Below are 11,229 nucleotides of genomic sequence, written 5' to 3'. Positions count from 1 at the left end.
ATGAACGAAATCAACTTCAACCACCTCGCAGGCAGTATCGCCGCGCTCCTTCTGGCCGCTCTATGGGCCGTTCTTTTTGCCGCTTTCCGCGAAACCGGTAATGCGGGCATCAGCCGCCTCGCCGAAAAAAAACCACAAGCCGAAAAGGCTCTTGAAAGCTGGTCGGGACGATGGAACCTGCTGCGTACGACACTTCGTTTCTGCCTGACGCTCTGTGAAATCACCGCCATCTATTTCGCTTTTCACACCTTCAAACTCTCGCTGGCCGTCGAGTGGATCGGCCTGATGCTGGTAATGACACCGCTCTACCTGATTTTCATCCGTGTCATTCCTTTCGTGCTGGCCGAAAGCTACGCTGACCGCCTTTCTCTCTTTTTCCTTCCGGCGGTTATCGGCCTGACCCGCGTTCTCTGGCCGCTGGTCTGGCCCATCTACGCGCTGGAACGCGGCCTCCTCGCCCGCGCTCTTTCCTCCGCCGACGAAGACGACAGTCCCACGCCGGAAGAAGAAATTATGACGCTCGTCGATCAGACCGACTCCGAAGAGCTGGAAGAAGAAGAACGCGAAATCATCCGCAGCGTTTTTGAATTCGGCGACACCGTCGTCCGAGAAATCATGACGCCGCGCATCAATATCGAAGGGCTGCGCACCGGCAATACCGTCGCCGAGTGCGTTGAAAAAGTACAGCGCTCGACCCATTCCCGCTTTCCGGTTTACGAAGAAACCGTCGACAACATTGCCGGTGTCGTACACGTCAAAGACCTATTGCGGCTCTTCGCCAGCGGCGAAGAATCCCGCCCGGTCAGCGACATCGTCAAAAAACTCAGCGCCGTTCCGGAAACCATGCCGATCAACGACCTCCTGCGCCAGATGCGCGAACAGCACTTCCACATGGCGCTCGTCGTTGACGAATACGGCGGCACCGCCGGGATTGTCTGCATGGAAGATATTATCGAGGAGCTCATCGGTGAAATCCGCGACGAATACGACCTTGCCGAAAAAGACATTCTGAAATGCTCTGACGGCACCGCGCTGGTCAAAGCCAGCCTCGCCGTCGCCGACCTCAACGAAGAACTCGGACTGAACATTCCCGAGAGCGACGAATACGATTCCATCGGCGGCTATGTTCTAAACGAACTCGGCAGTATTCCGCCTGCCGGAACCAAAGTCGCCGCGCCCGGCCTCGAAATCACCGTCCAGAACGCCACGCCGCGCCGCATCCATACGTTGCTGCTCACGCCGGTTCAGGAAAAGGACTAGCATGTTCATTCAACAGGCGCTGACCGATCCGTTCCTTTACTTCGGCTGGATTATCTTCGTGGTGTTTTCCATCTGCTGTCACGAATACGCCCACGCCGCCACTGCACTGCGCTTCGGCGACGACACGGCCGCACGCAACGGACACCTGACGTTAAATCCGCTGGTGCAAATGGGATTGCAGTCGCTAATTATGCTCGCGCTCTTCGGCCTCGCCTGGGGCGCTGTTCCGGTCAATCCGGTCGCGGTGCGCAGTGCATCCAAACGGGCGCTGATTGCCTTGTCCGGCCCGCTGACAAACCTGTTGCTCTGCCTGATCTTTTCGCTCCTGATGGTAATCGCCGACACCGCTGGCAATCCCAGCGCCGTGCATTTCCTGCTCATCGGCGGCGCGGTTAACGGCATGTTATTTGTCTTCAATATCCTGCCGGTGCCGGCACTCGACGGCTTCGCCGTCGTCTCCGCCTTTCATCCGGCATTCGATCGGTTCGCGCAGAAACACGCCACTGCAATTTTCCTGATCTTCCTCCTGCTACTATGGAACTCTCCGCTCGGCTCCTTCATCTTCGCCGCCGGCTACGCTCTCGAAGGCATCTTCGTCGCCTTCTTTCACAGCCTCGCCGCGCTGATTGTTTGACCGCGAAGGCACAAAGGCCGCCGGACGATCAATTCCCCTGAAATCTGGATACACACTCGGGGGCAGGCCACACTGAACCCGCGAATCAGCGTGTACATAGATATTTATTGTCGCGCTTGACTTTTTCGGCATATCCAGCAACATCTGGCCATCTTTTAAACCTCTTTCCTAATACGGTCTTGCCGGGCGTGTGTCCGTCCCGTATTTGAAAATGGGTTGTTGGAGTTGGATATTTAGTGAGGTGTATCATGAAGTGGATGAAAAGTGTTTTGTCCGTTACCGTTCTTTCCTTGTGTGTAGTTGCTACAGGTTGCCGCTCGCCCAAAGTACCATTGACCCCCACACAGCAGGGTGCTGTCGCTGGTGGTGCAGCTGGTGCAGCCGTCGGTGCCGTCTGGGCGCATAATGCCATCAATGGCTCCCTGACCTCTTGGGAAGGTGCCGGATACGGTGCCGTGGCCGGTGCTGCTGGCGGTGCTCTCATCGGCGACGCACTCGACGAATATGCAGGCGATAATGCTGCCGGCATGAAAGACAAAGAAGCTCAGATCAATGATCTTCAACGTCAGCTCGCAGATGCCGAAGCCAAACTCCGCGGTCAGCCCGGCATGGAAAATGTGCAGGTTGAAGCCGTTAACGGTCAGATTCGTTTCACCATTCTGAACGAAGTTCTTTTCGAAGCTGGCAAGGCCGACCTGAAAGTCAGCAGCAAAACCACGCTCGACAGCGTGCTGAACGTCATCTCTGCTGATTTCGCCGACCGCGATATCACCATTGAAGGCCACACGGACAGCGACCCGATTCAGAAGTCGAAATGGAAAGACAACTGGGAACTCTCTTACAACCGCAGCATGTCCGTTCTCTACTATCTGATGAACGAAAAACAGATTCCTGCAGAACGCCTCAAAGCGGTTGCCTGCGGCGATGCTCAGCCGGTTGTTCCGAACGATAGCGCTGCCAACAAACGCCTGAACCGCCGCGCGGTTATCGTTGTCATGCCTGCTAAGAACTCGATCGTTGTAGAAAAGAAATAAGTGCGGAATCGCACCGATCTGTTGTTCATGAAAGCCGCCGTTCCATTGCTGATTGCAGGAACGGCGGTTTCTTTTTTGCTGTGCGGATGCGCCACCTCGATTGAGACGCCGATCCGCAAGCCAATCCCCGCTTCGAAACCGAACCCGTTTCGGGTTGCCGTTCTGCCTCCGCGTATCCATCCGGATATTGAGCCGGACAATCTCAAACCGGAAAGTCCGCTCTATAAACAGCTGATGGACGGACGCGGCGTGGTCGTCACCAGTGCCTCGGCATCAAAAGACATTGGGCTTGAAATCGTCTCCACGCTGACACAGGCCGGCACATACGAACGTATTTTCACTGTTGAAAATGAAGAAGAGGCTAAGCAGTTTGGGGCTGACTCCTTGCTGACGGTTACCGTCTGGGACTACCGTACCGTTCATCTCGGCTCAAACAAAAAATATCCGCTAATGGCTCTGTTCGGCCCGCTTCTATCGCAGTACTGGATTCGTTGGCAGACATTGGAGGCGCGGTTTGAATGGGATGTCCGGCTTACCTCGATAGCCGACGGCTCGACGCTTTATCATAAACGGCTGAAACGCGAATATACATCGTCCGTGAGATCGGCGTCCGGCCGTCATTTCACTAACAAGATGCTTTCGTTTCTACAGAACCGCGCCGCGCCCGATTTTATCGGCGAGTTGTTCGATTTAGAAATGCCTGCGCCGTCGCTGGAAGAAAAACTTCCAGATTCTGAAAAATCAATTGCCCTCAGTGCGGAGCCGCGGGTCGAGAGCATCACGCAAAGCATCGCCGAGTAGATTGAAGGCGAGAACAAGGCCGAAGATGGCCAGCGTGACGAAAGTCATTTCCCACCAGACGCCTTGCCAGAGCCGCATCCGAGCGCTGTTAATCATCACTCCCCATGACGGTTCGCTGACGACGCCAATGCCGAGAAAGCTCATGAACACTTCCGTGCTGACCGCCGCCGGGAAGCGCAACGTGAAGGTGACGATGATGACGTGGAAAACGTTCGGCAGAATGTGGCGGAACAGAATCCGCGGCCAGCTCAGCCCAAGCGCTTTGGCCGCCATCACATAAGCCTGCTCTTTGTGCTTAATTACTTCGCCGCGAATCAAACGGCATAATCCGACCCAGGTGGTGAGTCCAATGCCGAGATAAATACCGAGCAGTCCTTTTCCAACCACCATGGCGATGGCGAGAATAAACAAGAGGCCCGGCATGGAAGCGACCGTTGAATAAAGCCAGACAACAAAGCTGTCCACCCGACCGCCGAAGTAGCCGGCAAGACAGCCGAAGAAAACGCCAATGGGAATCGCGATGAGTGCGGTGATGATGCCGACCTTGTAGGCGATGCGTGTTCCCTGAATCAGCCGCTGCATCACGTCGCGACCGAGTGCGTCGGTGCCCATCCAATGGCCGGAAGACGGTGGCTGATAGGCCTGATTCAAATCGGTCTTCTGATAAAACGCCGTTTGATCTTTTGCCTGATAGTAGCGAAAAACTACTTCGCCGTAGATCGCCAGCACGGTGTAAACCGTGATAATGCCGAGACAAGCCATCGCCAGACGGTTTTTCTTCAACCGCCGCCAGGCATCGCTCCACAAACTGTTTCCTTTTTCGCTCATTTCAATTTTACCCGCGGGTCAACCAGCGCATAGCAGATGTCGGTCAGGAGGTTGGCGATCACAAATATAATGGCGCCAACCAGCACGATGGCGCGAACCACATCGACGTCAGATGAATTGATGGCGTTGATGCCGAGATAGCCGAGGCCGGGAATGCCGAAGAAACTTTCGAGGAGAAGATTGCCGGTGTAAAGGAACGGGATAGCGATAACGGTGTTGGTAATGATGGGGATCATCGCGTTTTTCAAAACATGTTTAAACAGCACTCCGCTACGCCCAACCCCTTTGGCCCGTGCGGTACGGACATAGTCGCGGTGTGCTTCGTCAAGCATGATGGTGCGATAGAAGCGCAACTCAGCTCCGAGGCCGCTGAAGACGCCGATCAGCACCGGCAGAATCAGATAGCGCAACCCTTCAAAACCCCAAACTGGAAACCAGCCGAGTTTAAAGCCAAGTAAATATTGCCCGCCGACAATCCAAACCAGATAGTTGACGCTCATTAACGCGACAGAAAAGACGATGAAAAAGCGATCTACCCATGTGTCGCGCCAAAAGGCACAGAAGAGCGAAAGCATGACCGCAGCAATCAGTCCGGCGAAAAAAATCGGCACGGCGAGCATCAGCGAGGGGCCGATGCCGTCGAGCAACAGCTTGGAAACGCGCTGATTGCTACTGCCCGAAATACCGAAATCAAGATGCGCGAGCTGGTTCAGATAAAACACGAACTGCGAATCAAATGGGTTGCTCATGATGCGGCGCAATTTAATGGAATGAATTTCGATCGGAGCATTACCGGGAATGATCTTTCCCCATTCGACTTCGCCTTTGGCGTCGCTCAGGGCGGGCCTTGCCTGAAACCGCAGTTCGATTTTTTTCCAGTCTTTCGGGAGTTTAAGCTGTTCGTCGCCGAACATCGGGAATCCAGCGGAACGGCCTTCAATTTCCAGCTCATATTCGCAGTCGGTGCGCAGTGAAAATTTTAGCGGCAAAGCATATTCGCCGCCTGCCGGGAGAATGATTATGCCGTTCGTCCAGATAACACCATTCTGCTTTTGCCAGTCACCAGCGGTGCGAGTGAAATCAGAGTCGGCGTAGGCGCGGGTCGTTGTGCGAGCTCCGATAAACAGCGGCTTGTTGAAGCCGCGCTGCTCATCAAACTGTTCGAGTGTGTCGGCCTGCGCGTGCGGACCGAGCACCTGTTGAGCCGGACTGCCGCCGACCATGTTAAACAGAACAAACGTAATCATGATGACGCCGAACACCGTCGGGATCATCTGGAGGATTCGCTTGCCGATGTAACGAAGCATCAGTTTCTCCTCCCCTGCTTCGCTTTCCACTCATTCCATGCGGCGTTGTCGATACGACGGTATTTGGTCATGGTATAGGAAAAGTCGTGGAGACTGAAATTTTTCAGCCAGTTGTGGGTAACGGCAAAATCCATCGGCTGGTACAGGAAAACCCACGGACAGTCTTCGATCACGATATCCGCCATTTGCTCACAGAGACGGTCTTTCTCCGGGCCGGGCAGCATGGTGCGCAACTGATTGTAGAGTTTATCAAACTCCGGATTTACGTAATTAGAGTGATTGGGGCCGGGCGACACATTCGCGCCGCAGAAGAGCTGAAGAAAGTTTTCAGAGTCCGGATAATCAGCAACCCAGCCGAGCTTGAATATCTGCGCCTGACGGCGATCCATCTTGTCGAGAAAAGCCGGCCAGTTGTTGTAACTGGCTTTCAGCACAATGCCGATTTTATCGACCATGCCGACCATGAGTTCAACCGACTGTCGCGTATCGGGCGCCGCGTCGCCAAGCTCGAGAGTCAGCTCAAGACGGCGTCCGGTTGCAGGATTGATGCCGTTTGGATAACCCGCTTCAGTCAAAAGCCTTTTTGCCTTTTCAAGGTTGAATGAATAGTCGGTCGGCTTGGGTTTAAAGCCCGCCAGCGGACTGGGAAGCGGGCCGTAGACCGGCGTGACGCGACCGTTGTAGTACTGCACCAGAAGCTCGGGATCGAACGCGCAACTGAGCGCCTGCCGCAATTTCTTATTTTTACCGACGACGGGATCATCCAGATTGAAGCCAATGTAAGAAAGATAGAGCGTCGGACTGGAAAGCAGTTCAACACCCTGCTCTTTCATACTGGCAGCCAGATCCCGGCTGGGCGTGATGACAGCGCTCCAGTTGTCGCGAGAGATTGTGCTATAGCTGAACTGTCCCGACAGAAACATCATCCACGCAGTCGTTGGATCGTCCGTCACATATTGCACAATGCGATCAATAAAAGGAACCTGCTTGCCTGCATCATCAAGCAGTCCGGCGGCGCGGGCTTCGGCGGTTCCGGTGGATGGATAGAGTTCAACGCGACCGGTCTCCACCCATTTCGGATTACGGACAAATTCGATGCGGTAGTTGTTTTTTTGCGATTTAAGAATGTACGGGCCGGTACCGACAGGATGATTGATGAACTCTATGCCGTACCGTTCAACCGCTTCGCGCGGGACGGCGAAAGCATAGTTCATGGCCAAAACCCAAAGCAGTTGCGGATAAGGTTCTTTGAGCTGAATCTGAAAGGTATAGCGATCCGGCGCGCGCAGACCTTCGACCGGTGCGCTGTAATCTGTCGGCAAATTGCCCGCTGATGCGGCGCGGAATTCATCGAGCCCGGCAATGCGCCCGTTGAAAGCCCAGTAGCCGGAAGAGGCGACCTTCTGATCCGCGATGCGCTTGATGGAATAGACGAAGTCCTCCGCCGTCAGCTCGCGCCCTTTTCCGTTTGGAAAGCACGGATCGTCCTGAAAGAAAATGCCTTGGCGGATGCGAAAGGTGTAAGTAAGTCCATCGGCGGAAATATCCGGCATGGCGGCGGCGAGCATCGGCTGGAGGTGATATGGACGATCCAGATAGGAATATTCGAGCAAACCCTCGTAAATGCGCCCGACCACCATAGATGAAGAAACATCGCCCGCTTTTGCAGGATCCATTCCTTTGATGCGCGCCGTCTGTCCGTAGAGAACCTGCTCGCCTTTGAAACGCAACGTATCGAGATCGCTCCGTCCGCAGGCGGACAGGAGCAGGAAAAGAAAAACGGCGGAACCGTGGAGGAACAAATTCCATCCGCTAATCCGCCGTTCCATGAATTCACATCTCCGTTTTACTGCGCAGGAGCCGCTGGCATTTCTACCGGAAACTGAGGCGCGGACGGTTGAGCCATAGGAATCGGCTGTGCAATTGAAGCATTGTCCATGAGCGACTTACTGGCGCTACCGGCAAAAAGCATACCGAGAATCAGCGTGTTCACGAGGAAAACGATTCCGATACCAACGGTGGCCTTAGTGAGAACATTGCCGGCACGCGCGCCAAAAAGTGAGTCGTTACCGCCCGATCCGAAAGCGAGGCCGAGACCGCCGTCTTTGGATTTCTGCAACAGGATTAAACCGATCAGCGACAGACTGCATGCGGCTTCAAGAACGATGAGCAATGTACGAATAATAGCCATTTTTAAACCTCCGAGGCTGTGAACTTTAGGCTTTAGGGGCTGAATTGCGAGTACAATTTCAGCCCCCGCCCGATTACATTCCCGCTTTGACGATATCAATGAAGGACCGGGCGTCAAGTGCCGCGCCACCAATCAGTCCACCGTCAATGTCCGGCTGAGAAAGCAGTTCTTTGGCATTGGAAGCCTTCATGCTTCCGCCGTACTGGATACGCAAACCCTTGGCCGCTTTTTCGCCAACCATGTCGCGGATGATACCGCGAATGAAGGCGTGTACTTCCTGAGCCTGTTCGCTGGTCGCGGTTTTGCCGGTGCCGATCGCCCAAACGGGTTCGTAGGCGACAACAACGTTTTCAAACTGCTCAGCGGTGATATCAGCCAAACTGCCGCGCACCTGTGCTTCGACCACTTTTTCGGTGTTTCCGGCTTCGCGGTCGGCGAGCTTTTCGCCGACACAAACGATCGGACGCAGATTTTTATCGAGCGCCTTTTTGACCTTCTTGTTCACCCAGAAATCGGTTTCCTTGTAATACTCACGGCGTTCGCTGTGGCCGAGAATAACGTATTTGACCGACAACTCGTGAAGCATGGTGTGGGAAATTTCGCCGGTATAAGCGCCGTCGTCTTCCGAGCTCATGTTCTGACAGCCCAGCTTGATCTGGCTGTTGGCCAGCGCGTCGCTGACGGACTTAAGCGCGGTGAACGGCGGGCAGACCACCACTTCAACATCCTTGCAACCGTTCAGTTCAGCCTGAATTCCTTTAACCAGCGTCAGCGCATCGGCAATCGTCTTATTCATCTTCCAGTTGCCAGCAATAATTTTCTTTCTCATGAGATTCTCCTATTTGTTTTAAAAGGTTACTTGTCAGTCAGAGCGGTAACGCCGGGAAGCTGTTTACCTTCGAGAAACTCGAGACTCGCTCCGCCGCCGGTGCTGATATGGGTCATCTTGTCGGCCAAACCGCTCAGGTTGACCGCGCTCACGCTGTCGCCGCCACCGATGATGCTGACACTGTCAGAATCGGCCACCGCCTGGCAAACCGCAAAGGTGCCTTTGGCGAACGGGGCCATTTCAAAGCAGCCCATCGGACCATTCCAGACCACGGTTTTGGCCTTGGCGATTTCCGCGCAATAAAGCGCGATGGTCTTCGGGCCGACATCCAGAGCCATCCAGCCGTCGTCAATGTTTTCGCCAACCACTTTGGTGTTGGCGTCGGCACCGAACTTGTCAGCCGCGATGTTATCAACCGGCAGCATCAGCTTCACGCCTTTGGCTTTGGCCTGAGCGAGAATGTCTTTGGCCATTTCGACGCGGTCATCTTCAACCAACGATTTGCCGACCTTGAAGCCTTGCGCTTTGTAGAAAGTATAAGCCATGCCGCCGCCGATCAGAATCGCGTCGCATTTGCTCATCAGGCTAGTGACGACGTCGATCTTGCCGGAGATTTTTGCGCCGCCGATGATGGCGACGAACGGTTTTTCCGGAGCTTCGAGCGCTTTGCCGAGGTAATCAATTTCCTTCTCCATCAAGAAGCCGGCGACGTTCTTTTTGTAGAACTGACAGACTACAGCGGTGGAAGCGTGGGCGCGGTGCGCGGAACCAAAAGCGTCGTTGCAGTAGATTTCGCCGTCGCCGAGTTCGGCGAGTTTTTTGGCGAGCTCTTTCTGCTTAGCTTTCATTTCGGCCTTAGCGGCTTTCTTCTGCTCGTCGGTGGCGTCGTCGGCCAGCTTGGCTTTGCCTTCCTCTTCCTTATAGAAACGGGTGTTTTCTACCACCATGATTTCGCCAGCCTTGAGCGCCTTGGCCTGAGCGATGGTTTCCGCGCCGACGCAATCGGTACCGAATTTGACCGGCTTGCCGAGCAGCTCTTCCAGCTTGGCAGCAACCGGCTTGAGACTGAATTCGGCTTCGTAGCCTTTGCCCTTCGGACGACCGAGGTGGCTCATCAGCACGAGCGAACCGCCCTTTTCGAGCACATATTTGATCGTCGGTAGCGCGGCGGTGATACGAGTCACATCGCCTACGACGCCGTCTTTGACCGGCACATTAAAATCCACACGCATCAGAACCCGATGGCCCTTTACGTCCACATCGCGAATCGTCATTTTCTTCATTTTCTATTTCCTTTCCAGTTGGCCTGCCCTGAGCGACATAAGGAGTCGAAGGGTTTAAAAATGAGCCCCGAATATAAGGAAAAAAGAACCGGAGTCAACCAGACTCAACCCCTGTTTTTCCGAACCGGCGGAAGAAAAGTTTCCGATGCTCGGAAATCAACTTCCCTTCCGGGGCGGGCTTCTGTAAAAACTGCCAACGGAGAACCTCTATGAGCATAAAAGTTGTTATTCAGGGCGCGGCGGGCCGCATGGGCAAAACGCTGATCCGCTGTATTCAGGAACAGAAAGTCGCCGGTCTCGAACTGGCGGGCGCGATTGACCTCTGGGACGTTCCGGACATTGGAAAAGATGCCGGACTGGCCGCAGGCACCAAAGAAACAGGTGTTAAAATCACCACTGATCTCGCCGCCGTCGCTCCGGGCGCGGATGTCATTATTGATTTTACCTCTCACTTCGGAACCGCTGGCAATGCCGAACGGATTGCCGGATGGAAGACCGCCTGGGTGATCGGCACGACCGGCCTCGGCGATGCCGAGCTGGCGGAAGTGAATGCCGCCGCGAAAAAAGTTCCGGTGGTGATGGCAGGCAATATGAGCCTCGGCATCAACCTGCTCTGCAACCTCGTCAAGGAAGCGGCCAAAGCGCTTCACGCCAAAGGTTACGATATCGAAGTTATTGAGCGGCACCACAACCAGAAGAAGGACGCCCCGAGCGGTACAGCGCTGATGCTCGGCAAAGCCGCCGCCGACGGCGCGGGCCTTGATTTGAAAAAATCGCAGGTTGATGGCCGCACCGGATTGCCCGGCGCGCGGACAAAAGACGAAATCGGATTTCATGCGGTGCGCGGCGGCGACATTGTCGGCGACCATACCGTGTTGCTGGCCGGAACCGGCGAAATGATCGAGCTTTCACACCGCGCCACCAGCCGCGAAACCTTCGCCGTCGGCGCGCTCAACGCCGCCGCGTGGGTTGTTCAGCAAAAGCCCGGTCTTTACAGCATGAAGAATGTGCTGGGGCTTTAATCCACACGCTCCCGGTTACGGGAAGCGCGTCCTACAAATT

General features: G+C 54.9%; 11 protein-coding genes. 5 read left to right on the top strand and 6 right to left on the bottom strand.

Annotated features, from left to right (window positions below; genetic code table 11):
- From HOO88_01290 to HOO88_01275, 4 genes are all read left to right on the top strand, one after another.
- A complete protein-coding gene (locus HOO88_01290; GenBank protein NOU35401.1) occupies window positions 1–1,260 on the top strand; it encodes an HlyC/CorC family transporter in 1,260 nt (419 codons plus the stop codon).
- 1 nt (window position 1,261) lies between these two features.
- On the top strand, window positions 1,262–1,894 hold the full coding sequence (locus tag HOO88_01285; protein NOU35400.1) for a site-2 protease family protein: 633 nt from the start codon (window positions 1,262–1,264) through the stop codon (window positions 1,892–1,894).
- A gap of 248 nt (window positions 1,895–2,142) precedes the next feature.
- Window positions 2,143–2,928 carry an OmpA family protein gene (locus HOO88_01280; GenBank protein ID NOU35399.1) on the top strand — a complete coding sequence of 262 codons (786 nt, stop codon included), beginning with the start codon at window positions 2,143–2,145 and terminating at the stop codon, window positions 2,926–2,928.
- On the top strand, window positions 2,929–3,729 hold the full coding sequence (locus tag HOO88_01275) for a hypothetical protein (GenBank protein ID NOU35398.1): 801 nt from the start codon (window positions 2,929–2,931) through the stop codon (window positions 3,727–3,729).
- Here HOO88_01275 and HOO88_01270 read toward each other — a convergent pair.
- The 6 genes from HOO88_01270 to HOO88_01245 all read right to left on the bottom strand — a co-directional run bounded on the left by HOO88_01270 (window position 3,670) and on the right by HOO88_01245 (window position 10,167).
- A complete protein-coding gene (locus tag HOO88_01270; GenBank protein ID NOU35397.1) occupies window positions 3,670–4,557 on the bottom strand; it encodes an ABC transporter permease in 888 nt (295 codons plus the stop codon). The two genes, HOO88_01275 and HOO88_01270, sit on opposite strands and share 60 nt — an antisense overlap.
- Entirely contained in the window at window positions 4,554–5,864 is a 1,311-nt protein-coding gene (locus HOO88_01265) for an ABC transporter permease (GenBank protein NOU35396.1), read from the bottom strand. The genes HOO88_01270 and HOO88_01265 overlap by 4 nt, the downstream gene beginning before the upstream one ends.
- The gene (locus HOO88_01260) at window positions 5,864–7,693 is read right to left on the bottom strand and encodes a hypothetical protein (GenBank protein ID NOU35395.1); all 1,830 of its coding nucleotides are present in this window, start codon (window positions 7,691–7,693) and stop codon (window positions 5,864–5,866) included. The genes HOO88_01265 and HOO88_01260 overlap by 1 nt, the downstream gene beginning before the upstream one ends.
- Before the next feature lie 17 nt (window positions 7,694–7,710).
- Window positions 7,711–8,055: a preprotein translocase subunit SecG gene (secG, locus tag HOO88_01255; protein NOU35394.1), complete on the bottom strand. Its 345-nt coding sequence runs from the start codon at window positions 8,053–8,055 to the stop codon at window positions 7,711–7,713.
- A 73-nt stretch (window positions 8,056–8,128) separates the two neighbouring features.
- Window positions 8,129–8,884, bottom strand: coding sequence for a triose-phosphate isomerase (locus HOO88_01250; protein NOU35393.1), 756 nt, complete (start codon window positions 8,882–8,884; stop codon window positions 8,129–8,131).
- A gap of 26 nt (window positions 8,885–8,910) precedes the next feature.
- Complete coding sequence (locus tag HOO88_01245) at window positions 8,911–10,167, bottom strand: phosphoglycerate kinase (GenBank protein ID NOU35392.1); 1,257 nt, start codon at window positions 10,165–10,167, stop codon at window positions 8,911–8,913.
- A 209-nt stretch (window positions 10,168–10,376) separates the two neighbouring features.
- Between HOO88_01245 and HOO88_01240 the strand changes: the two genes are divergently transcribed.
- Window positions 10,377–11,189 carry a 4-hydroxy-tetrahydrodipicolinate reductase gene (locus HOO88_01240; GenBank protein NOU35391.1) on the top strand — a complete coding sequence of 271 codons (813 nt, stop codon included), beginning with the start codon at window positions 10,377–10,379 and terminating at the stop codon, window positions 11,187–11,189.
- Window positions 11,190–11,229 lie beyond the last annotated feature (40 nt).

This window comes from Kiritimatiellaceae bacterium, assembly GCA_013141415.1.
In the GTDB taxonomy this organism is placed as follows: domain Bacteria; phylum Verrucomicrobiota; class Kiritimatiellia; order Kiritimatiellales; family Tichowtungiaceae; genus Tichowtungia.
Note: the sequence above shows the minus strand (reverse complement) of the source record. Positions and strands in the feature narration are given on the sequence as shown.

Excerpts from the sequence above, each read along its gene's own strand:
- HOO88_01290 (NOU35401.1), top strand. The coding sequence starts at position 1 with ATGAACGAAATCAACTTCAACCACCTCGCAGGCAGTATCGCCGCGCTC.
- HOO88_01285 (NOU35400.1), top strand. The coding sequence starts at position 1,262 with ATGTTCATTCAACAGGCGCTGACCGATCCGTTCCTTTACTTCGGCTGG.
- HOO88_01280 (NOU35399.1), top strand. The coding sequence starts at position 2,143 with ATGAAGTGGATGAAAAGTGTTTTGTCCGTTACCGTTCTTTCCTTGTGT.
- HOO88_01270 (NOU35397.1), bottom strand. The coding sequence starts at position 4,557 with ATGAGCGAAAAAGGAAACAGTTTGTGGAGCGATGCCTGGCGGCGGTTG.
- HOO88_01265 (NOU35396.1), bottom strand. The coding sequence starts at position 5,864 with ATGCTTCGTTACATCGGCAAGCGAATCCTCCAGATGATCCCGACGGTG.
- HOO88_01260 (NOU35395.1), bottom strand. The coding sequence starts at position 7,693 with ATGGAACGGCGGATTAGCGGATGGAATTTGTTCCTCCACGGTTCCGCC.
- secG (NOU35394.1), bottom strand. The coding sequence starts at position 8,055 with ATGGCTATTATTCGTACATTGCTCATCGTTCTTGAAGCCGCATGCAGT.
- HOO88_01250 (NOU35393.1), bottom strand. The coding sequence starts at position 8,884 with ATGAGAAAGAAAATTATTGCTGGCAACTGGAAGATGAATAAGACGATT.
- HOO88_01245 (NOU35392.1), bottom strand. The coding sequence starts at position 10,167 with ATGAAGAAAATGACGATTCGCGATGTGGACGTAAAGGGCCATCGGGTT.
- HOO88_01240 (NOU35391.1), top strand. The coding sequence starts at position 10,377 with ATGAGCATAAAAGTTGTTATTCAGGGCGCGGCGGGCCGCATGGGCAAA.